At 61.5% G+C, this 21,800-nt stretch carries 22 protein-coding genes and 1 tRNA gene; 16 read left to right on the forward strand and 7 right to left on the reverse strand.

All coding sequences use genetic code 11. From position 1 onward, the window contains the following. The first annotated feature begins 250 nt into the window (after positions 1-250). The 3 genes from A3AY_RS0102035 (at position 251) to A3AY_RS0102045 (ending at position 3,792) form a co-directional block, all read left to right on the forward strand. On the forward strand, positions 251-1,462 hold the full coding sequence (locus A3AY_RS0102035) for an MFS transporter (RefSeq protein ID WP_018324010.1): 1,212 nt from the start codon (positions 251-253) through the stop codon (positions 1,460-1,462). 155 nt (positions 1,463-1,617) lie between these two features. Beyond that, positions 1,618-2,772: an AI-2E family transporter gene (locus A3AY_RS0102040; RefSeq protein WP_018324011.1), complete on the forward strand. Its 1,155-nt coding sequence runs from the start codon at positions 1,618-1,620 to the stop codon at positions 2,770-2,772. Positions 2,773-2,964: 192 nt separating this feature from the next. After that, positions 2,965-3,792, forward strand: a complete 828-nt coding sequence (locus tag A3AY_RS0102045; RefSeq protein WP_018324012.1) for a bifunctional allantoicase/(S)-ureidoglycine aminohydrolase — start codon at positions 2,965-2,967, stop codon at positions 3,790-3,792. A gap of 42 nt (positions 3,793-3,834) precedes the next feature. Here the strand turns inward: A3AY_RS0102045 and A3AY_RS0102050 are convergent, their stop codons facing one another. The 4 genes from A3AY_RS0102050 to A3AY_RS0102065 all read right to left on the reverse strand — a co-directional run bounded on the left by A3AY_RS0102050 (position 3,835) and on the right by A3AY_RS0102065 (position 5,728). Next, the gene (locus tag A3AY_RS0102050; protein WP_018324013.1) at positions 3,835-4,023 is read right to left on the reverse strand and encodes a hypothetical protein; all 189 of its coding nucleotides are present in this window, start codon (positions 4,021-4,023) and stop codon (positions 3,835-3,837) included. 193 nt (positions 4,024-4,216) lie between these two features. Further along, positions 4,217-4,378, reverse strand: a complete 162-nt coding sequence (locus A3AY_RS39585) for a hypothetical protein (RefSeq protein WP_018324014.1) — start codon at positions 4,376-4,378, stop codon at positions 4,217-4,219. A gap of 190 nt (positions 4,379-4,568) precedes the next feature. Beyond that, a tRNA-Thr gene (locus A3AY_RS0102060) sits at positions 4,569-4,644 on the reverse strand. Positions 4,645-4,768: 124 nt separating this feature from the next. After that, the gene (locus A3AY_RS0102065) at positions 4,769-5,728 is read right to left on the reverse strand and encodes an NAD(P)H-dependent flavin oxidoreductase (RefSeq protein ID WP_018324015.1); all 960 of its coding nucleotides are present in this window, start codon (positions 5,726-5,728) and stop codon (positions 4,769-4,771) included. Between the two features lie 237 nt (positions 5,729-5,965). Between A3AY_RS0102065 and A3AY_RS38860 the strand changes: the two genes are divergently transcribed. After that, complete coding sequence (locus A3AY_RS38860) at positions 5,966-6,118, forward strand: hypothetical protein (protein WP_154663237.1); 153 nt, start codon at positions 5,966-5,968, stop codon at positions 6,116-6,118. Next, on the forward strand, positions 6,118-7,263 hold the full coding sequence (locus A3AY_RS0102075) for a hypothetical protein (protein WP_018324017.1): 1,146 nt from the start codon (positions 6,118-6,120) through the stop codon (positions 7,261-7,263). The genes A3AY_RS38860 and A3AY_RS0102075 overlap by 1 nt, the downstream gene beginning before the upstream one ends. A gap of 31 nt (positions 7,264-7,294) precedes the next feature. On the opposite strand, the gene ppk2 is transcribed toward A3AY_RS0102075, so the two are convergent. Then, a complete protein-coding gene (ppk2, locus tag A3AY_RS0102080; protein ID WP_040668060.1) occupies positions 7,295-8,197 on the reverse strand; it encodes a polyphosphate kinase 2 in 903 nt (300 codons plus the stop codon). A gap of 106 nt (positions 8,198-8,303) precedes the next feature. On the opposite strand from ppk2, the gene phoR reads away from it, so the two are divergent. From phoR to phoB, 7 genes are all read left to right on the forward strand, one after another. Further along, positions 8,304-9,563, forward strand: a complete 1,260-nt coding sequence (gene phoR / locus A3AY_RS0102085; protein WP_026203024.1) for a phosphate regulon sensor histidine kinase PhoR — start codon at positions 8,304-8,306, stop codon at positions 9,561-9,563. A 194-nt stretch (positions 9,564-9,757) separates the two neighbouring features. Continuing rightward, the gene (locus A3AY_RS0102090; RefSeq protein WP_018324020.1) at positions 9,758-10,792 is read left to right on the forward strand and encodes a substrate-binding domain-containing protein; all 1,035 of its coding nucleotides are present in this window, start codon (positions 9,758-9,760) and stop codon (positions 10,790-10,792) included. A gap of 101 nt (positions 10,793-10,893) precedes the next feature. Next, the gene (gene pstC, locus A3AY_RS0102095; protein ID WP_026203025.1) at positions 10,894-12,378 is read left to right on the forward strand and encodes a phosphate ABC transporter permease subunit PstC; all 1,485 of its coding nucleotides are present in this window, start codon (positions 10,894-10,896) and stop codon (positions 12,376-12,378) included. After that, on the forward strand, positions 12,375-13,697 hold the full coding sequence (gene pstA, locus A3AY_RS0102100; RefSeq protein WP_018324022.1) for a phosphate ABC transporter permease PstA: 1,323 nt from the start codon (positions 12,375-12,377) through the stop codon (positions 13,695-13,697). The genes pstC and pstA overlap by 4 nt, the downstream gene beginning before the upstream one ends. A gap of 12 nt (positions 13,698-13,709) precedes the next feature. Continuing rightward, entirely contained in the window at positions 13,710-14,525 is an 816-nt protein-coding gene (gene pstB / locus A3AY_RS0102105) for a phosphate ABC transporter ATP-binding protein PstB (RefSeq protein WP_018324023.1), read from the forward strand. 75 nt (positions 14,526-14,600) lie between these two features. Continuing rightward, the gene (gene phoU, locus A3AY_RS0102110) at positions 14,601-15,311 is read left to right on the forward strand and encodes a phosphate signaling complex protein PhoU (protein WP_018324024.1); all 711 of its coding nucleotides are present in this window, start codon (positions 14,601-14,603) and stop codon (positions 15,309-15,311) included. Between the two features lie 105 nt (positions 15,312-15,416). Continuing rightward, a complete protein-coding gene (phoB, locus tag A3AY_RS0102115; RefSeq protein ID WP_018324025.1) occupies positions 15,417-16,100 on the forward strand; it encodes a phosphate regulon transcriptional regulator PhoB in 684 nt (227 codons plus the stop codon). Between the two features lie 69 nt (positions 16,101-16,169). On the opposite strand, the gene A3AY_RS0102120 is transcribed toward phoB, so the two are convergent. Next, positions 16,170-16,694 carry a GcrA family cell cycle regulator gene (locus tag A3AY_RS0102120; protein WP_018324026.1) on the reverse strand — a complete coding sequence of 175 codons (525 nt, stop codon included), beginning with the start codon at positions 16,692-16,694 and terminating at the stop codon, positions 16,170-16,172. A gap of 429 nt (positions 16,695-17,123) precedes the next feature. Here A3AY_RS0102120 and A3AY_RS0102125 point away from each other — a divergent pair, with 429 nt between their 5' ends. The 3 genes from A3AY_RS0102125 to A3AY_RS0102135 all read left to right on the forward strand — a co-directional run bounded on the left by A3AY_RS0102125 (position 17,124) and on the right by A3AY_RS0102135 (position 20,554). Next, complete coding sequence (locus tag A3AY_RS0102125; protein ID WP_018324028.1) at positions 17,124-18,323, forward strand: aspartate aminotransferase family protein; 1,200 nt, start codon at positions 17,124-17,126, stop codon at positions 18,321-18,323. A 46-nt stretch (positions 18,324-18,369) separates the two neighbouring features. After that, positions 18,370-19,281, forward strand: coding sequence for an ornithine carbamoyltransferase (gene argF, locus A3AY_RS0102130; protein WP_018324029.1), 912 nt, complete (start codon positions 18,370-18,372; stop codon positions 19,279-19,281). A 283-nt stretch (positions 19,282-19,564) separates the two neighbouring features. Next, the gene (locus tag A3AY_RS0102135) at positions 19,565-20,554 is read left to right on the forward strand and encodes an Hsp33 family molecular chaperone (protein WP_018324030.1); all 990 of its coding nucleotides are present in this window, start codon (positions 19,565-19,567) and stop codon (positions 20,552-20,554) included. Positions 20,555-20,666: 112 nt separating this feature from the next. On the opposite strand, the gene apaG is transcribed toward A3AY_RS0102135, so the two are convergent. Continuing rightward, positions 20,667-21,059, reverse strand: coding sequence for a Co2+/Mg2+ efflux protein ApaG (gene apaG, locus A3AY_RS0102140; RefSeq protein ID WP_018324031.1), 393 nt, complete (start codon positions 21,057-21,059; stop codon positions 20,667-20,669). Positions 21,060-21,154: 95 nt separating this feature from the next. Here apaG and A3AY_RS0102145 point away from each other — a divergent pair, with 95 nt between their 5' ends. After that, positions 21,155-21,751, forward strand: coding sequence for a CDP-alcohol phosphatidyltransferase family protein (locus A3AY_RS0102145; protein ID WP_018324032.1), 597 nt, complete (start codon positions 21,155-21,157; stop codon positions 21,749-21,751). The last annotated feature ends 49 nt before the right edge of the window (positions 21,752-21,800 follow it).

Raw genomic sequence — 21,800 nt, forward strand, 5'->3', positions numbered from 1 at the left:
AGCTTTCGTCTCGCCTCATCAAGTACATTCCGGATTATATAACCTTAACGTAAACGTCAATACATCACCGAGGGTTTGGCGGTGCATGGCAAGATTTCGCGGCAGGTGCCTTGCAGCAATGTTTTGCGAGCAGGTGCAAAAAGGTATATTGCATTGCAACAAGCCAAGGCTTTCCTCCCAAGTCGCTCCGGGCTTTCCATTTCGAGAACCAAATCCTTTGGCTGCCGTTTGGCGCCGGACAGGCCGTCCCATGTCAGATGATGCTCTCTCTTCTATACCGGCAGCCCGTTGGGGCGGTGTCTCCAGCGCGGAACTTGCGCTGGCAGTCGGCGGCTTCGGCATCGGCACCGGCGAATTTGCCATCATGGGTCTTCTGCCGCAGGTCGCAGACGATCTCTCCGTTTCCGTTCCCTACGCGGGGCACGTGATCAGCGCCTATGCGATCGGCGTCGTCGTCGGCGCGCCGCTGATCGCCGTCCTGGCCGCCCGGTTTTCCCGGCACAATGTCCTACTTGCCTTGATGAGCCTGTTTGCACTCGGCAACCTTGCCAGCGCCGTCGCCGGCAGCTTCGGCCTGCTCGTCGCCGCCCGCTTCCTCGCGGGCCTGCCGCATGGGGCCTATTTCGGCGTGGCGGCACTGGTTGCCGCCGGGATGGCGGCGCCGCATCAGCGGGCGCGCGCCATCGGTCGCGTCATGATGGGGCTGACCGTCGCCACCCTGGTCGGAACGCCGCTTGCCGCCTGGTTCGGCCAGGCGCTCGGCTGGCGCGCCGCCTTTGCGATCGTCGGCGCCATCAGCGTGCTGACCGTCGTGCTGACCTGGTTCCACGTGCCGAAGGACCGCGCCAATCCGGCGGCGACGCCGCTGAAGGAGCTTGGTGCGCTCGGCAAGACCCAGGTCTGGCTGACGCTCGGCATCTGCGCCATCGGCTGCGGCGGCATGTTCGCGGTTTTCAGCTACATCACGCCTGCGCTGACGGACGTGGCCGGCGTCGCGCTCGGCAATGTCCCGATCATGCTCTCCGTCTTCGGCGCCGGCATGATCCTCGGCAATATCGTCGGCTCTCGGCTTGCCGACTGGTCGCTGTTGCCCGCCATCGGCATCGCTCTCGTGTTTAACCTCGCCGCCTATGTGCTGTTCTACTTCACGATGACGACGCCCTGGATGGCCGTCATCAACGTGCTGTTGATCGGCGGCGGTTTCGCCGTCGTGCCTGGCATCCAGACGCGACTGATGGATGTCGCGGGTGAGGCCCAGACGCTGGCTGCGGCGGCCAGCCACTCGGCCTTCAACCTTGCCAATGCGCTCGGTGCCTGGCTCGGAGGCCTGTCGATCTCGGCCGGCTACGGCTGGACCTCGACCGGCCTCGTCGGCGCCATGATGTCGGTTGCCGGCATCGGCATCTTCCTGTCGTCGGTTTTCCTCGACCGCTCGGCGTCGGCAAGGGTTGCGCTGCGGTAGTTCTTCTCCACCGAAATTCGATTGTCATCCGCTTGTGTTGACCCTGCGGTCATATTTATCTATGCCACACGTTTCCGGGTTGCCGGCAAAAATCGGAAACATGTGGCAAGCCGTGAGTTTTGCTGTCATCTTGATGACATGTGGAGAAATGCTTCTTGCAACTGACCAATCGTGACCGGGGCGAGCTTCCGTCGGAGCCGCGTCTTTTTGGCCGTCCGGCCCATGAACGCTCGGCGCTTGTCGGGCCGATTTCGGCCGCGCGCTGGCTGCTCGTCTTTATCCTCCTCGCCGGCGTCTATTTCTTCCACGGCTTTCTGGTGCCGGTGCTGGCAGCGCTGGTCATCGGCTTCGCCTCCTGGCCGATCTATCGCCGCCTGCTTGCGGCCATCGGCGGCAACCGGACGCTTGGAGCCACCATTGCCATCATCGCGGTGATCTCCTTCATCGTCGCGCCGATTTCGCTGGCCGCGGTCTACGCCGTCGACGAAGTCCGCGACTGGGTCGACTGGACCATCGCCACCAACAAATTCGGCGCGCCTGTGCCGGTCTGGCTGACGCAAATTCCCGGCGCCGGTGTCTGGCTTGGAACGCAATGGGCGAAATATGTCGGCCATCCCGGCGCGGTCGGCGAACTGGTTCAGCTCGTCAGTGGCTCCAATATCGGCAGTATCTACCGCGGCGTGCTCGTCGTCGGCGCATCTGCCTTCCAGTCGTTGCTGACTCTGCTTTTCATGCTGATCACCCTGTTTTTCGTCTATCGCGACGGCGAGAAACTGGTTGTCCAGCTTGATCGTCTCGGGGAACGTATCCTGCCGATGCGCTGGGAGCGCGTGTCGCGCATCGTGCCGCTGACCATCAGTTCGACCGTCACCGGCATGGGCGTTATCGCCATCGGCGAAGGCATCGTGCTTGGCGTCGCCTATTGGCTGGCAGGGGTTCCCTCGCCGGTGACCCTTGGCATCATCACCGGCATCATGGCGCTGATTCCCGGCGGCGCGCCGCTCTGTTTCACCCTGGTGTCGGTTTATCTCTTCGCCAGTGGCTCGCCATTTGCCGCCGCCGCCCTGTTCGCCTGGGGAACCGTAGAGTTGTTCATTGTCGACAAGACCCTGCGCCCGAGGCTTGTCGGCGGACCGATCAGCCTCCCCTTCCTGCCGACCTTCTTCGGCCTCGTCGGCGGCGTCAAGACCATGGGGTTCCTCGGGCTTTTCGTCGGGCCGGTGCTGATGGCGCTTTTGGTGGCAATCTGGCGGGAATGGTTGCACGAGGTGACGAACCAGCCGCCACCGCCGAGCGAGATCATCAAATAGAGGCGAGCGCACAGCCTTGCCCGATCGCGTCGCCAGTTTAACGGTGATTTCCCCGTTTTTGGCGAAACTCTATCCGAACATAAGGGGGAATTGCCGCGTGATCTCAGCGCTCCATTGCGCTAATGATTGCGTGCTCCTTGCGGCCGCTTGCGGCCGTAGAGGCTGATCCATCTTGAAAGTCCAGGAAATCCGATGAACCGCACTTACTACGCCCCCACGGGCGGCGTTCCGCCGCAGACGCAGTTGCTTACCGACCGCGCCGTCTTTACCGAGGCCTATGCCATCATCCCCAAGGGCGTGATGATGGATATCGTCGCCAGTTACCTGCCGCTTTGGGAAGGCACCCGGGCGTGGGTCCTGTCGCGGCCGCTCTCCGGCTTTACCGAGACCTTCTCGCAATACATCATGGAAGTGGCTCCGAAAGGCGGCAGCGACAGGCCGGAGCCGGATGCGGACGCCGAGGGCGTTCTGTTCGTCGTCGAGGGCGAGCTGACCGTGACGCTGGACGGCAAGGCCCACCTGATGTCACCCGGCGGTTACGCTTTCATTCCGCCGGCCAGCGCATGGTCCGTGCGCAACGCCAGCGACAAGCCGGTGCGGTTCCACTGGATACGCAAGATCTACGAGGCCGTCGACGGTCTCGACGTGCCACCCGCATTGTTCCTCAACGAAGCGGATATCACCCCTGATCCGATGCCGGGCACGGAAGGCAAATGGGCGACGACGCGCTTCGTCGACACCGCGGACCTGCGACACGACATGCATGTGACGATCGTCACCTTCGAACCAGGCGCGGTGATCCCCTTTGCCGAAACCCATGTCATGGAGCATGGCCTCTACGTTTTGGAGGGCAAGGCGGTCTACCGGCTCAATCAGGATTGGGTAGAGGTCGAGGCTGGCGACTATATGTGGCTGCGCGCCTTCTGTCCGCAGGCCTGTTATGCGGGCGGCCCCGGCAAGTTCCGCTATCTGCTCTACAAGGACGTCAACCGCCACATGAAGCTGAAGCCCCGTGTCTGAAGAATGAGGCCGCTGTATGGGCGGTGATCCCCTGCCGGATTGTCAGGCAAGGCCGGCGGGGATCGGCGAGATGGCACGGTCGCTGCCATAGTCCCGCTGATGCGCGATATGCCCGCGAACCCGGCGGGGAGCGGAGTTGATCTCGATGATCGGCAGCTCGAAAGCGCCGTCGGCATAGGTCCCGGTATCGGCGGTATCGTCGCACTTGGGCTTGAGCAGATTGAAAATCATCTGTGGTCCTCCCGGTTCTCGAATCAACGGCCGATCCGCTGACCTCCCACGCTGCTAACCGGAAAATAGTTAAAAAATTAACCATGTTTTCCCGAGTAAATTGTAGCGTAGCAGCCCCGCATGACGGGAGAGAGTCATACGGGGTAGATATGGCATCCTTGCGTCGAAGGTTCGTCATGCCGCCGGTGGCAGGTCAGTTCAGCGGCCGGGAAACCAGCTCTTCTTTCAGAATTCTGAGAGCTTCGTCGAGCGCATCGACAAGCAGGTCGGTCAGCCTGTCGGCATTGTCTTCCTGCAGGAACAGGGCGATGGCTGCGTCTTGCGGGAGGGGCGCGTATTCGATCGTGTTCGACATGTCATTGTCCTTCGCTGGCCGGCCTCATGCCGGTGAGAGGACAAGCTACGCCGCGTCGCTTGCGCCGGGCTTGAACGACCGGTGTGGCCAGCCGAGGGAAAGAAAAATAGAGCGACAGAAGGCGCGATAGAATATCTGACCCCAGGAGAGGCCATAAAGCATTGAAAATAATATATATTTTGGAAGAATATGGTGCCGCTTGCAGGACTCGAACCTGCGACCCCATCATTACGAATGATGTGCTCTACCACCTGAGCTAAAGCGGCCCGCAAACGCATCCGCGATGCAGCGGAGCGATGTGTGAGGCGCTGATACCTGCAAACCGATGGGATTTCAAGCCATCAGTTTGCAGAACCGGAAAAAACCTCGGGACGACGCAAAGGTGCTGTCTTACAGCGACACTCTCTGGCGCGCTTCGTCATATTCGCGGGCAAGGCGATCGACCAATGCGGAAACCGGTCCTATCTCCGTGACGGCGCCGATGCCCTGGCCGCAGCCCCAGATATCCTTCCAGGCCTTGGCGCCGGTTGTGGCCGTTGCGAAATCCATCTTCGACGGATCGGCCTGCGGCAGCTGCTCCGGATCCATGCCGGCGGCGACGATCGAGGGTTTCAGGTAGTTGCCGTGAATGCCGGTGAAAAAGTTGGAATAGACGATGTCATTGGCACTGCTGTCGACGATCATCTGCTTGTAGGCGTCGCTGGCGCGCGCCTCCGTGGTTGCGATGAAGGCCGAGCCGACATAGGCCATGTCGGCGCCCATCGCCTGTGCGGCAAGCACGGCACCGCCGGTGGAAATCGCGCCCGAGAGCAGGAGTGGCCCGTCGAACCAGGTGCGAATCTCCTGGACCAGGGCAAAGGGAGAGAGCGTCCCGGCATGGCCGCCGGCGCCGGCGGCAACCGCGATCAGGCCGTCGGCGCCCTTGCGGATGGCGGAATTGGCGTGGCGATTGTTGATCACGTCATGCAGCACGATGCCGCCATAGGAATGGATCGCCGCATTGACTTCCGGCACGGCGCCAAGCGAGGAAATCACGATCGGGACCTTGTATTTGACACACAGCATCAGGTCGTGCTCGAGCCGCTTGTTGGACTTGTGGACGATCTGATTGACGGCGAAGGGGGCAGCCGGCTTGCCGGGATTGCGGGCGTTGTGCGCCGCAAGTTCTTCCGTGATCTCGGCCAGCCATTCATCCAGCTGCGCTTCCGGCCGGGCGTTCAGTGCGGGAAACGAGCCGACGACGCCAGCCTTGCACTGGGCAATCGTCAGGGCTGGATGCGAGATGATGAACAGGGGCGCTGCGACGACGGGCAGCCGCGTGGTGCCGTTGAGAAGGGCTGGCAATGACAAGAGTTCGCTCCCGGGGTTCAAGCTTTTGACGTTTTCGTAAACGTAAGAACTTTATCAGCGCGGATGGATTTTGCAAAGGGTGCTTGAGCGCTCCCGATCCGGCAAGCCGGGCAAAATCCTCCGGGTTTTCCCCGGCGCCGGCCGTCAGTTTGACGTGCGAGGCTTGCAGATCGCGACGTCACCCGTTACCCAATTGTTAACACATCCAAAAGTGCGCCTTGTTTTCCAGGAGCCACGGTGGATGCTCAAGGAACGAAAGCGCTGCCGCACCGCAAGGCTTTTGGGACAATGTTGATCGGCATGCCCGCCGGCCAGAGAGCTTCGGCTCCGGTGCGGCATGCCCTGCAGCGCGGCCCGATGCCGGTCGTCTGCATCAAGAAGGACGGATAGTGAGCGGACTGGAAACTGCCATCAGACATGCGCTGGAGCGCTCCGACCGGGCGAATTCCGAAACACGCGCGCGTATCTATCAGTCGGCGCGAAACGCGCTCGAGGCCGGCCTCAGGAAGCAGGACGTGCATGATCCGAATGTGATCGCCCAGCAGCGCCATCGCCTCGAAGCGATCATCCATGCCATCGAAGTGGAGGAACGTGCGGCGCTGAAGGCTGCGTCCGTGGCGCCCGCGGTTCGTCTGGATGCCGGTCGTCATGACGATGACGGGGCTCCGTCGGCGGCGCTCGACGACAGGGTTCACATGCCGCCGGAACGGGCCGCCAGCGAGGCCGCAAGCCCCGTTGTCGATGACGGGCTTGCCGGCGTGCGTCCCGATCGCCGCGAGGCAAGCCGTGCGACGGAGGCAGCCTCCGTCGCGCCGGCCGCCGGCAAGCGGGGCAAGAAAGCCGCGGCAGCCGCCGAGTTGCCAAAGCCCCGCCGGCGCAAGCGCGACCGCTTGCTGTCCTTCGTCATGGTTGTGGCGACCCTCGTTGCCGCGATCGGGACGGCGGCCTGGTGGGCGCAAACCAGCGGCCTTCTGAAATCGGCCGCCGAGCGCGATACCAGCGTTGCCAATCCGCCCTCGACCGTACTGTCCGAGGATTTCGACGGCGGCGAGGGGCTGAGGACGCTCGGTGCCCAGTCGGGTTTCTCCGGCGACTGGGTCGAGGTGTTCAAGCCTGCCGACGCAGGCAAGGTCACGGCGGGCAGCCGTGCGTCGGCTGACGCTGTCAGCGACGAGAGCGGTCAGCGCTTGCGCATCACCTCCGCGACCGCCGAGGCTGACGGAAACGTCCGGATCGAAATCCCGGCTTCGGTGCTCGGGCAGATTTCCGGCAAGACGTCGACCGTGGCGCTCAGCGTTCGCGCCGATGCGGGCAAGCAGACGCAGTTTTCCGTCGAATGCGACTTCTCCTCGCTGGGCGACTGTGGCCGTCATCGCTTCACGGTGAACGAGGAAACCAGCGACATGCTGTTCAAGGTGACGTTCGACCGCAGCCTGGCGCCGAGCGCTCCCGGGCATATGCTGATCAACAGCGACCTGGCGGGTACCGGCAACAGCCTCGACCTGTTCGCCGTTCGCATTCTTCCCGGGCAATGATCGCCGTGGCCGGTGAAGAAGCGGCGAACCGCTACTTCACGAAGCCTGGTCCAGAACCGAGAATCTTGCCGTCGATCTCGCCGATCGCGTTCTCGTCCTTGCCGTCATAGTCGAGCGTCTTCAGCATGTGACGAATGATGTCGAGTCGGGCGCGGCGCTTGTCGTTGGAGTGGACGATCGTCCAGGGCGCATGTTCGGTATGGGTTTCCTCGAGCATCTGGTTGCGCGCTTCGGTGTAGAGGTCCCATTTCGTCAGCGCGGCGATATCCATCGGCGAGAGCTTCCACACCTTCAGCGGATCGTGCCGCCGGTCGTGGAACCGCTTCAACTGCATCTCGCGGCCGATATCCAGCCAGAATTTGAAAAGGTGAATACCGTCGCCGGTGATAAGCCCCTCGAACCGTGGCGTTTGTTTGAGAAACCGCTTGTTCTGCTCGGGCGTGCAGAAACCCATGACCGGCTCGACGCCGCCCCGATTGTACCAGGAGCGGTCGAACATGACGAACTCGCCGGCGGTTGGAAAATGCGTGATGTAGCGCTGATAATACCATTGCCCCCGTTCCGTCTCGGTCGGCTTGGTCAGTGCGACGACGCGAGCGGAGCGAGGGTTCATGTAGGATCGCGTCGCGTAGATCGCACCACCCTTTCCGGCGGCATCGCGACCCTCGAAGATCGCCATCACGCGCTTGCCCGTCGCCTGCTGCCAGAACTGAACCTTGACGAGTTCGATCTGCAGTTTCTTCAGCGCTGCGTCATAGTCGCCGCCGTCGAATTTCTTGTCGTAGGGAAAGCCGCCAGAGGCCAGCGCCTCCTTGTCGATCCAACTCGGCAGTTCGGGGTTGTCGATGTCGAAAAGCCGCTCCTTGCCGTTGACGACGAGTTTGACCGGCTGCGTTTTCTCGATTCCCGCCACGATTGGTTCCCCCCGCTGCATTTTCGGCCGGTCGCCGATTTCATGGGAGGAGGCCACAATTGAATTGCGAATTCAAGCATGCCGTGAAAATCATTGTCATGAACCTCCGATATCACCGGCTGATTGCATGCCGGTAAGAGAGAGTATTTTGGAAGAGACAAAGACAGTCTGGGAGCGCCTGAAGGACAGGGCCCGCGCGGAGAAGTGGATCATCGGCCTGTCGGCCATCGTCGCGGCGGCGCTCGTATTGGCCGGCATTCACACGGTCGCCGTGCTGCTGTTCTGGATAGTCTGGATGGCGGCGCTTTTCAGCCGTTCGACCGACACCACGCCGCCCGCCGTCCCCGTGCCCGAGGCCGTGGCCGAGGAAACGGATCTTAGCATGCTGGCTGCGGCCTTCAATGCGCTCGACACGCCGATCCTCGTGGTCGCGCCCGACGAAACCGTGGTTCTGCAGAACCATGCGGCCGAAAAGGCCTTCGGCACGATCCCGGCCAACACCGATCTTTCGGCACGGGTTCGCTCTCCCGGGATTCTCGACATGGTCCGGGAGACGATCGCCACCGGCAAGGTAAACCAGATCGAACATTCCGAGCGGTTCCCGTCGGAATCGGTCTATATCGTGCGCGTCGCGCCAGCCGAGATCGGATCGCCGAACGAGCGGCTCTTTATTCTGTCTTATCGCGACATATCGCAGGCACGCCGCATCGACCGGATGCGCTCCGATTTCGTTGCCAATGCCAGCCATGAACTGAGAACGCCACTTGCCTCGCTGCGCGGCTTCATCGAGACGCTGCAGGGGCCGGCGCGCAACGATGCCAAGGCGCACGAGAAATTCCTCGGCATCATGCACGAGCAGGCGACGCGAATGAGCCGCCTTGTCGATGATCTGCTTTCGCTGTCGCGGCTGGAACTCAAATCCCACATTGCGCCGGACGAGGCGGTTGACCTCGCGCCGCTGCTCGGTCATGTGCGGGATGCGCTATCGCCGCTGGCAGAAGATGTCGGTGTAAAGATTTCGCTGGTCGTGCCGGATGATCCGGTCGTTGTTCAGGGCGATCGCGACGAACTGACCGAGGTTTTCGAAAATCTGATCGAAAACGCCTGCAAATACGGCCAGGAGGGGAAAATGGTCGAAGTGACCCTCTCCGGTGGCGGCGACGCGCCGGCTGAAGTGTCCGTCCGGGATTACGGGCCTGGCATTCCTGCAGAGCACGTTCCGCGTCTTACTGAACGATTCTACCGGGTTAACGTAGAAGCCAGCCGGTCGAAAAAAGGCACCGGGCTTGGGCTTGCCATCGTCAAGCACATCCTCACCCGGCACCGCGCCAGATTGCTCGTCCAGTCGGAAATCGGCAAGGGCACCGTGTTTACCGTGAGGTTTTGACACAAACCGGCCGCCGGAAAAGTTACAAATCGTCTTAATGAAGTTAATTCAGTAACTTAGGCTGTCACAAATGTTTCGTGAAATTGACATAAAAGGTGAGGCCATCGGGCGCTAACTAGGGCGGCCGATCGACACGGCGAAAGCGAGCGCTGATGAAAAGCGCACCCACACAAGCCCATTCTGGGAGAATTCTGATGAAAGCCTTGAAACTCACTGTTGCAGCTTTGGTTGCATCCGCCGCTTTTGCAGGCGTTGCGATTGCCCGCGACCAGATCCAGGTTGCCGGTTCCTCGACGGTTCTGCCTTACGCAAAGATCGTTGCTGAAACCTTCGGCGAAACCTTCCCCGACTTCAAGACGCCGATCGTTGAATCGGGCGGCACCGGTGGCGGCCTGAAGGAATTCTGCAAGGGCGTTGGCCCGGAAACGATCGACATCGCCAACGCTTCGCGCAAGATCAAGGACAGCGAACTCGAGACCTGCAAGGCAGCCGGCGTCACCGAGATCCAGGAAGTCAAGATCGGTTATGACGGCATCGTCTTCGCAACCGACGCTGGCAATGCCGAGCTGAAGCTGGTCCCGAAGGACCTCTACCTCGCTCTGGCCGCCGAAATCGTCGTTGACGGCAAGCTCGTTGCCAACCCGTACAAGAAGTGGTCGGAAGTCAACAAGGACCTTCCGGACGTTGAAATCGCCGCTTACATCCCGGGCGAAAAGCACGGCACGCGTGAAGTTTTCGAAGAGAAGATTCTTGCTGAAGGCTGCAAGGAAGCCGGCGCCAAGGACGTCATCAAGGGCCTCATCGCCGATGAAAAGGCCGCCGCCAAGGCATGCGTCGCAGTCCGCAAGGACGGCCTGGCTGTCGACATCGACGGGGACTACACCGAAACGCTTGCCCGCATCGCTTCCAACAAGAACGGCATCGGCGTCTTCGGTCTCGCCTTCTTTGAAAACAACGCTGACAAGCTGAAGGTCGCCACCGTCAACGGCATCGTTCCTTCGGTCGAGACCATCGCTTCCGGCGAATATCCGGTTTCCCGCCCGCTGTTCTTCTACGTCAAGAAGGCACATCTCGGCGTCATCCCGGGCCTCAAGGAATATGTCGAGTTCTTCCTTGACGACCAGATGATCGGCCCGGACAGCCCGCTCGCCGCTTATGGCCTGGTTTCGGCTCCGGACGCCGAGCGCGAAGAAGGCCGCAAGGCTTTCTCCGCCGGCAACATGCTCTAATAAGCTGAGCAATATCCGCCACGGCAGACTTTGCCGTGGCGGACCTCCCGCGTTCGGATTTGCCGGCTTTCAGTGATTGTCAAAGCCGGGGGGACATGCAGATGAACACATCTCTTATTCTTTTGCTTATTATGATTGTCGGGTTTGCGGCGTATCTCGCTGGACGCTCCCGGGCTATTGCCACCTCGAACGGCAAGCTTTCGGTTCTCCATTCCCTTCCTGGATACCATGGCACCTATGCAGCGATCTGCGCGATCATCCCTGCGGTGATCGTTCTTGCCGTCTGGGCGATTGCTGCACCCGCTTATATCGATAGCGGCCTGCGCAACGCACTCCCGGAAACGGTGCTCAGCCAGGGTGCGGCAACCGCCGAACTCGCGCTCGGCCAGGTGAAGTCCGTTGCCAACGGTTTGAATCTGCTGGATGATGCGGAATTGGCCGCGCTCAACAACGGCTCCGCCAATCTACGCGACGTGTTGGCCGCAAAAGGTGTTCCACTCGCCGGCGAGGGCGAAGCCTACATGATCAAATCCGCCGCGCAGTTCAATCAGATGACTGCGACAAGTCGCGTCTTGATGGCGGTCGTGGTTCTCCTGATCGCCGCTGCCGGTGCCGTCTTCGCGCTGCGTGGCATCTCCGCGCCGTTCCGCGCCCGCAATCAGGTCGAGCGCGTCATGCTCTGGACCCTGATGCTCGCCTCGTCAATCGCCATCCTGACGACGATCGGCATCGTCGGTTCGATGCTGTCGGAAGCGATCCGCTTCTTCAATTCGGTTTCGCCGGCCAGCTTCTTTTTCGGTACGGTCTGGGATCCGCGTTTCGCCGCAGCCGGCAGCGAGGCGACGCAGGGTCAGTTCGGCCTGCTGCCGCTTCTGGCAGGCACCCTCTACATCGCTTTCGTGGCGATGCTGTTTGCCGTGCCGATCGGCCTCTTCGCGGCGATCTACATGTCCGAATATGCCCGGCCTGCCGTCCGCTCGATCGCCAAGCCGCTGCTGGAAATCCTCGCCGGCATCCCGACCATCGTCTACGGCTTCTTCGCCCTGGTCACGGTCGGACCGTTTCTGCGCGATATTTCCGCCCAGATGAATGGTCTTATTACGGGCAACTACGTCTCCTTCATTCAGGCACAGAGCGTGCTTACGGCCGGTATCGTCATGGGCATCATGCTGATCCCGTTCGTGTCCTCGCTGTCGGACGACATCATCACCCAGGTGCCGCGAGCCCTGCGCGACGGTTCGCTCGGGCTGGGTGCCACCCGGTCGGAAACGATCAAGAAGGTCGTCCTGCCGGCGGCGCTGCCGGGCATCGTCGGTGCCTTGCTTCTGACCGCATCGCGTGCCGTCGGTGAAACCATGATCGTGGTGCTTGCCGCCGGCGTTGCCGCGCGCATGCAACTCAATCCCTTCGAGGCGATGACGACGGTCACCGTCAAGATCGTCAATCAGCTGACCGGCGACCTTGAGTTCAACTCGCCGCAGACGCTGGTGGCTTTCGCGCTCGGGATCACGCTGTTCTGCATCACGCTCTGCCTCAACATCTATGCACTCTACATTGTGCGCAAATATCGGGAACAGTACGAATGACCGAGATCGTTTCCTCTTCGTCCCCCGCCTTCGTGCGCCCCACAGCAGCCAGACGCGATATCGGCATCAAGCGCCGCTATGCCGCCGAGCGCCGCTTCCGTGCCTATGGCATGGTGGCGATCATGACCGGCCTGTTCTTCCTGTTCGTCCTTCTCTGGACGGTCATTTCGAACGGCTACACGGCCTTTCAGCAGACGACGATCACGCTGCCGATCGAGTTTGCCGAAAAGGTTATCGATCCGAAGAACGAGCGCGCGGCAAACCCGTCCAAGCTGATGACGGCCAACTATCCGCTGCTGGTGCGCGATGCCCTCGTCAAGGCGCTCGGCATCGATCCGAAGAACCGGGCCGAGGTCAAGAAGGCCACGGAAATGGTGTCCGCAAGCGCCCGCATGCAACTGCGTGACATCGTCATCGCCAATCCTTCGGTGATCGGCACGACCGTAAACGTGTCGCTGCTTGCCGAAGGCAACATCGACAGCGCCAACAAGGGTCAGATCGATCTCGCAGTCGAGGAATCCAAGCGCAAGGTAAACGACCAGCAGATCGGCTGGATGAAGACGCTGACCGACAGCGGCGCGATGACGAAGGATTTCAACACGGGCATCTTCACCTTCGGCGCATCGAGCCGACCGGAAGCGGCCGGCATCGGTGTGGCAGCCCTCGGCTCGCTCTACATGATGCTGATCGTGCTTGTCCTGGCGCTGCCGATCGGCGTCGCCGCATCCATCTACCTCGAAGAGTTCGCGCCGAAGAACCGGCTGACGGACCTCATCGAGGTCAACATCAACAACCTCGCTGCCGTCCCCTCGATCGTCTACGGCCTGCTCGGCCTGTCGATCTTCATCAATTTCGCCGGAATGCCGCGCTCGGCGGCGCTGGTCGGTGGTCTCGTCCTGACATTGATGACCCTGCCGACGATCATCATCGCCACCCGCGCGGCACTGAAGGCGGTGCCCCCGTCGATCCGATCGGCTGCCCTTGGTCTCGGCGCTTCGAAGATGCAGACGATCTTCCACCATGTGTTGCCGCTTGCCATGCCGGGCGTGCTGACCGGCACGATCATCGGTCTGGCGCACGCGCTCGGCGAAACGGCGCCGCTGCTCTTGATCGGCATGGTGGCCTTCGTTGTCGATTTCCCCGGTTCGCCGATGGAACCGTCTACCGCGTTGCCCGTGCAGATCTACATGTGGGCCAATGAAGCCGAACGTGCATTTGTCGAACGGACCTCGGGCGCGATCATCATTCTGTTGATTTTCCTCGTGGTTATGAACCTTGGCGCAATCCTGTTGCGGCGTCGCTTTGAGCGTCGCTGGTAGTGAGGTAAGAACATGAACATGATGTCAGAAGCAGCAGTTGAAAAGGCGCTGGATCAGAAAATGAACGCTGTTCCCTTCAAGATGATCGGCAAGGACGTTTCGGTCTATTACGGCGAGAAGCGAGCGCTTTTCGACGTGAACCTCAACGTTCGTGAAAACACGGTAACGGCTCTGATCGGCCCGTCCGGCTGCGGCAAGTCGACCTTCCTGCGCACCTTGAACCGCATGAACGACACGATCGACAATTGCCGTGTGACCGGCAAGATCACGCTCGACGAGGAGGATATCTACGATCCGGCCATCGACGTCGTCGAACTGCGCGCCCGCGTCGGCATGGTCTTCCAGAAGCCGAACCCCTTCCCGAAGTCGATCTACGAGAACGTCTCCTATGGCCCGAAGATCCATGGCCTGGCACGCTCCAAGGCCGATTTCGACCAGATCGTCGAACAGAGCCTGCAGAAGGCAGGCCTCTGGAACGAGGTGAAGGACCGCCTGCATGAACCGGGGACCGGCCTCTCCGGTGGTCAGCAGCAGCGCCTGTGCATTGCGCGCGCCGTTGCCGTCAGCCCTGAGGTGATCCTGATGGACGAGCCGTGCTCGGCTCTCGACCCGATCGCGACCGCCAAGGTCGAGGAACTGATCCACGAGTTGCGCACCAATTTCACCATCGTCATCGTTACCCACTCGATGCAGCAGGCGGCACGCGTTTCGCAACGCACCGCCATGTTCCATCTCGGCAATCTGGTCGAGGAAAACGACACCGACAAGATGTTCACCAATCCGGACGACCAGCGCACCCAGGACTACATCATGGGCCGCTTCGGCTGACGATATGTCCTCGCCGTTTCCCATTGTGAGACGGCAGCGCCCTTGAAACCGGATTGTGACGAAGGAAAAACAATCATGTCCACGCACATTGTTTCCGTCTACGACGAAGACCTGAAATACCTGACACGGCGCATTTCCGAGATGGGCGGCCTTGCCGAACAGATGGTCGCCGAATCCGTGCGCGCGCTGGTCAATGCCGACCTTGCGCTTGCTCAGAAGGTCATCTCTGACGATACCATCCTCGACGAGGCCGAGCGTCAGATCGGCGAGAAGGCGATCGTCACCATCGCCAAGCGCCAGCCGATGGCGGCCGACCTACGCGAGATCATGGGTTCCATCCGCATCGCTGCCGACCTCGAGCGCGTCGGCGATCTCGGCAAGAACACGGCAAAGCGGGTGATCGCGGTTTCCAGCGCGAGCCTGCCGCGCCAGCTCGCCCGCGGTCTGGAGCACCTGGCCGAGCTTGCGCTGATGCAGCTCAAGGAAGTACTGGACGTCTATGCGTCGCGTTCGCCGGAAAAGGCCAACAGCATCCGCGAGCGGGACAACGAGATCGATGCGATCTACACGTCGCTGTTTCGCGAACTCCTGACCTACATGATGGAAGATCCGCGCAACATCACGCCGTGCACGCATCTCCTGTTCTGCGCCAAGAACATCGAGCGCATCGGCGACCATGCCACCAACATCGCCGAGACGATCTACTATATGGCCACTGGCGCCCAGCCGGTTGGTGAACGTCCGAAGGATGATACTGCCAACACCGTCGGCGCGATCGGCAATTGATCTGCCGTCGTAAGTGAATTCTTACATTTGACTGCCCGGCCGGCCTTCTGGACCGCCGGGCGAGCCCCTTGCGTTGAGCGCAAGGTGTCAAGGAGTTGAGACCGCATGCTGCCAAGAATTGCCGTTGTCGAAGACGAGGAGGCGCTGAGCGTTCTCCTGCGCTACAATCTCGAGGCCGAAGGGTTTGAGGTCGATACGATTAACCGCGGCGACGAAGCCGAAATCCGCCTGCAGGAGCGCCTGCCGGACCTCCTGATCCTCGATTGGATGTTGCCGGGCGTTTCCGGCATCGAGTTGTGCCGCCGGCTTCGCCAGCGTTCCGAAACCGAGCGCCTGCCGATCATCATGCTGACGGCGCGCGGCGAAGAGAGCGAGCGGGTTCGCGGTCTTGCCACCGGTGCCGACGATTATGTGGTCAAGCCGTTCTCGACGCCGGAGCTGATGGCCCGGGTGAAGGCGATGCTGCGCCGCGCCAAGCCGGAGGTGCTGTCGACGCTGCTGAAATGCGGCGATATCGAACTCGACCGCGAAACCCACCGCGTCCACCGCAAGACCCGCGAAGTCCGCCTTGGGCCGACCGAGTTCCGGCTGCTGGAATTCTTCATGGCCTCGCCCGGCCGCGTCTTTTCGCGCTCTCAGTTGTTGGATGGCGTCTGGGGTCACGACATCTATGTCGACGAGCGCACTGTCGACGTGCATGTCGGTCGTCTGCGCAAGGCGCTCAACTTCTCCAACATGCAGGACGTGATCCGCACCGTGCGCGGCGCCGGCTATTCCCTGGAGAGCTGATTGTATATTGAGTGACACATGAAAAAGGGGCCTGCTGGCCCCTTTTTCATGTTCGGTAGTCCGCGGCCTTCACCGAGCCCGGCGGCGCTCGCCGGACGGCTGGTAGGCCAGCTTTGCGTGGAAGGTGCAATAGGGCGACGTGTCGGGCGAGTCATTGCCGCAGAAATGAAACTCGTCCTTCATCGGATCGCCGATCGGCCACTTGCAGGTGCGGTCGGTGAGCTGTGTCAGCGCCAGGCGGCGGGACATCGGCACCACCACGTTGCTGACCGGCGCGACGTCCTGATCCTCGACGGCGTCGATTTCCATTTCTTCCTTCATGACGGTGGCGCCGGTGGTGCGCGTCACGGTGCGGGTGGCGATGCGCGCAGCATAGTTCGGCGCACGCGGCGCAGACGTTGCCGGACGCTTGGTGCGGGTGGCGGTCGTCGTACTTCCGCCGGCCTTGGCGCGGCCGGGCAGGCAAAGCCGGTGCACCTTGCCGATGACTGCGTTTCGGCTGACGCCGCCGAGCTGCGCGGCGATCTGGCTCGCGCTCAATCCTTCTGACCACAACTTCTTGAGTTTCTCGACCCGCTCGTCAGTCCAGTTCATGGTCTTTTCTCCATTCACAGCGTTGGTGATGGTCGAATCCTCCACCGACCCCCGGACAGGCGCCGAGGTTGAAACGCGATAACTCTTTTGGTGACTAGGTCCGCCGCATGCGTTCTAGTAATTGTTTGTTAAGGTAGAGGTAGGGGGACTCGCTGACAAGAGTCCCAGGAATCCGAGCGAATCGATTTTCGAGTTTTCCCCAACTTGCTTGGTGTGCGTGGCATTTTTGCAAGAGTGTCCGATCAAAAAAATCTATGCCGCGATGTTGGCGCGAATTGCCGCAAATGTCCGGCTTTTGTTGACATTGCGGTGCGAAATGAAGATAGTGATTTTGCCGCCGCGAGGCGGCATTTTGATTTTTTAAGGGCTGGCCACAGTCCGAGCTGAGCCAACCGAAACAATCACTTGATGATTGAGGAGACATGCGCCATGGCCGATGCCACGCCGCTCTACGACACATATGCCCGCGCGCCCCTAAGGTTCGAGCGCGGCGAAGGCGTCTGGCTGGTTGCGGAGGATGGCACCCGCTATCTCGATTTTGCCGCCGGCGTTGCGGTCAACTCGCTCGGCCATGCCCATCCGCACCTCGTTTCGGCGCTGAAGGATCAGGCCGACAAGGTCTGGCATCTCTCCAATCTCTATGAGGTTCCCGGACAGGAAAGCCTCAGCCGCCGGCTGACCGAGGCGACCTTCGCCGACAAGGTGTTTTTCACCAATTCGGGTGCGGAAGCACTGGAATGCGCCATCAAGACGGCGCGGCGCTACCACTTCTCCAAGGGTCACCCGGAAAAGTTCCATATCATTACCTTCGAAGGCGCCTTCCATGGCCGGACGCTGGCGACGATCGCCGCCGGCGGCCAGGCAAAGTATCTCGAAGGCTTCGGCCCGAAGGCGCCGGGCTTCTACCAGGTGCCATTCAATGATATGCCCGCGGTGAAGGGGGCCATCACCGAGGAAACCGCGGCGATCCTGATCGAGCCGATCCAGGGCGAGGGCGGCATTCGCACGGTCTCCAAGGAGTTCCTGCAGGAACTGCGCTCGCTCTGCGACGAATACGGCCTGCTTCTGATCCTCGACGAGGTCCAGTGCGGCATCGGCCGGACCGGCAAGCTGTTTGCCTACGAATGGGCAGGCATCACGCCGGATATCATGGCGGTTGCCAAGGGCATCGGCGGCGGTTTCCCGCTCGGCGCCTGCCTTGCAACGGCGGAGGCTGCGTCGGGCATGGTCGCTGGTACGCATGGCTCGACCTATGGCGGCAATCCGCTGGCGATGGCCGTCGGCAATGCCGTCCTCGACGTCGTGCTGGCCGACGGCTTCCTGCAGCATGTCCGCGACGTGGCGCTGGTATTCCGCCAGGGGCTGGCCTCGCTTGCCGATCGGTTCCCTGATATCATTGAGGAAATCCGCGGCGATGGCCTGATGCTCGGCATCAAGGCCAGGGTACCGTCCGCGGACCTGCTCAAGGCGATCCGCGCCGAGCGGCTCCTGGCCGTGCCTGCCGGTGAAAACGTCATCCGCCTGCTGCCGCCGCTGGTGACGACGGCGGAAGAAGCCCGCGAAGGCCTGTCGCGGCTCGAGCGCGCGGCCGAACAGCTGACGGTGGAACGACGAAAGGCCTCGGCCTGAGCGACGTTCCCCTTCCCAAGCTGAAAACACAGGACTTTGAAATAGAATGGCCAGACACTTTCTCGATCTTTCTGCCATGACGACAGGCGACCTGCGGACGATCATCGACGATGCCCGGGTCCGCAAGGCCGCCACCAAGGCCGGCACGGCGGAAAAACCGCTTGCCGGCAAGATGCTGGCGATGATCTTCGAAAAACCGTCGACCCGCACGCGCGTCTCCTTCGATGTCGGCATGCGCCAGCTCGGCGGCGAGACTTTGTTCCTCTCCGGCACCGAGATGCAGCTCGGCCGCGCCGAAACCATCGGCGACACGGCCAAGGTGCTGTCGCGCTATGTCGATGCCATCATGATCCGCACGACCGATCACACGCGCCTGCTGGAACTGGCCGAGCACGCGACCGTGCCGGTGATCAACGGCCTGACGGACACGACGCATCCCTGCCAGATCATGGCCGATATCATGACCTTCGAGGAGCATGCAGGTCCGGTGAAGGGCAAGACTATTGCCTGGACCGGCGATGGCAACAATGTGTTGCATTCCTTCGTCGAAGGGTCCGCGCGTTTCGGCTATCGGATGAACATGGCCGTGCCGCTGGGTTCCGAGCCGGACGACAGGATCCTCAACTGGGCCCGCAATAATGGCGGCGACATCAAGCTCTATCACGAGGCCGAGCAGGCGGTCGCAGGTGCCCATTGCGTCGTCACCGACACCTGGGTGTCGATGAATCAGGAGCATCGGGCGCGTGGCCACAATGTATTCCAGCCGTTCCAGGTCAATGCAGCGCTGATGGCGAAGGCCGACAAGGATGCGCTGTTCATGCATTGCCTTCCCGCCCATCGCGGCGAGGAGGTGACGGACGACGTGATCGACGGCAAGCAGTCGGTCGTCTTCGACGAGGCGGAAAACCGCCTGCATGCGCAAAAATCGGTTCTGGCCTGGTGCCTCGGCGCGCTCTGAGCATCTGCGCCGCACATATTGAAAACCGGACCACGGCACACGATCTAAGCTGCAATAGGGTGACCGGCGGGGGCTTAGGCCTCCTCGCCCGGTGATCTGCGTTCAGAAGTCCAACCTCCGTTCTTTCATCCGCAGTGGCGTGGAGAAGAGCGAGCAGCCGTTTTTTCAGCACTGATCTGGACAAAACGGACCTGCGCAGGATCAATAAGAGCATCGGACATCGCGTCGTCATAGGCTCCGGCCTTTGTGGCTGGTCGATGTCCGAGGGCTAAGGAGCAGAGTGATGACGGAAGCCATGCCAGGCCTCGGCCAATTCGATTTCGCCGGCGACGATCATGTCGTGCCGTTTCAGGTGGAGGGCCTCGATGTGCGCGGGCGTGCCGTCCAGCTCGGCCCGATGCTCGACGCCATTCTCGAACGTCACAATTATCCGCTGCCGGTCGCCCGTCTCGTTGCCGAAACGGTGGTGCTGACGGTGCTGCTCGGCACGTCGCTGAAATTCGATGGCAAGCTGATCGTCCAGACGAAAAGCAACGGTCCGGTTGATCTGGTCGTAGCCGACTTCTCGACCCCCGACCGGGTGCGCGCCTATGCCCGCTACGATGAGGAAGCCCTGTCGCTCGCCGAAGAGAATGGCCTCACCAAGCCGGAGCATCTGCTGGGGGAAGGCATTCTCGCCTTCACCATCGACCAGGGCGCGCATACGCAGCGTTATCAGGGCATCGTGCCGCTCGACGGTGCTTCGCTCGAGGAAATCGCGGGCGTCTACTTCCGCCAGTCGGAGCAGATCCCGACCAAGGTGCGCCTCGGCGTCGCCGAACTGCTCGACCGCGACGAGAACGGCAAGCCGCGGCATCGGTGGCGGGCGGGCGGCATGGTTGCGCAGTTCCTCCCGGAAGCGCCGGAGCGCATGCGCCAGGCGGACCTTCACGGTGGTGATGGCGACAACGGTGAAAATGCCTTCGAAGTCGATGATCTCTGGGACGAGGCAAGCGTCATGGTCCAGACCATCGACGCCGATGAGCTGACCGATCCGACGGTCGGTACCGAGCGGTTGCTCTACCGGCTGTTCCATGAGCGCGGCGTCAAGGTCTATCCGCCCCAGGCCGTTTACGACAGGTGCAGCTGTTCGCGAGAGAAGCTGCGCGACGTGCTGGCGAGCCTCAGTCAGGAGGATCTCGATCACGCGGTCGAAGACGGAATGGTATCGGTCACGTGCGAGTTCTGCTCGACGACCTATCGTTTCGAGGCAACGGAAGTGAAGCCGCAGTAACAGGCTGCGGCTGGAGCAAATCCCAGGAACAGTGCGAAACGATTTGCCGGCCGGAATTGCGTCGAGACAAGGAGACGGAGCATTTCCGTTCTCGCAGAAGAACGGGACTGCTCTAGTTCAACGTCCGGGCCTGGCCGGGTGAATCCAGCGAAAAGGCGGGGATGTCGACCGTGAAGATGTCGCCATCCGGTGTTTCCATCGAATAATGGCCGAACATCACGCCCGACGGTGTGTCCAGCGGGCAGCCCGACGAATATTCATAGGTGTCGCCGGGATTGAGAACCGGTTGCTCGCCGATGACGCCCGGCCCGTTGACTTCGTCTACCTGGCCGTTTTCGTCGGTAATGTGCCAGTAGCGCGTCATCAGCCGCACGGTCTTGCCGGAAAAATTGGAGATCAGGATCCGGTAGCCCCATACATAGCGGCTGTCCTCCGGATCGGACTGCTCCTCCAGATAATAAGGCTCTACGGTCACCTCGATATCGCGAGTTAGCGCGCGGTACATATGCAAACCCTTTTCAAGTCTATCGGCGATATTCTACAGCAAGATGGTTTCGTCAAGAATAATGGACAGCGTAAACTGTTAGGATAGGGCACAGCATGCTCGACGGTCACTTCAGGCGGCGACTTGGTCCCCGGCTCGATCACGCCGGCCAGGCGTTGGCGCGCCGCGGCATCGGCGCGAACACGGTGGCGGTCACGGGCTTCCTGCTCGGATTGGCCGCCGCCCTTGCCATCGTTCTCGACGCTTTCGCCTGGGGCTTCGTTCTGATCGGCGCAAGCCGGATCTGTGATGGGCTGGACGGCGCCGTCGCACGTGCGACTGACCGCACGGATTTCGGCGACTTCCTCGATATCGTCCTCGATTTCGCCTTCTACGGCCTCATCCCCTTCGCCTTCATCCTGGCCGATCCCTATGAAAACGGCGCAGCGGGCGGATTGCTGCTTCTGTCTCTTTATATCAATGGCGCGAGCTGTCTCGCCTTTGCCGTCATGGCCGGGAAGGGTGGCCTCGCCACGGAGGCGCGGCGCGTGAAATCGCTCTGTTTCACTACCGGTCTTGTCTTCCTCGGCTTCTGCCTGTTGCCGCACTGGTTTTCGGAGATCGCCATCGGCTTTTCCCTTGTCTGCTTCTACACGGCGCTGTCGCGCGTCATGTTGGCGCGGGCGCGTTTCAGGGCTGAAACGCAGGCATGAAAAACGCCCGCATCCGGCCGGATGCGGGCGTTCGCAACAAAAGCCGGAA

It is taken from the genome of Rhizobium giardinii bv. giardinii H152 (assembly GCF_000379605.1).
Classification (GTDB): Bacteria; Pseudomonadota; Alphaproteobacteria; order Rhizobiales; family Rhizobiaceae; genus Pararhizobium; species Pararhizobium giardinii.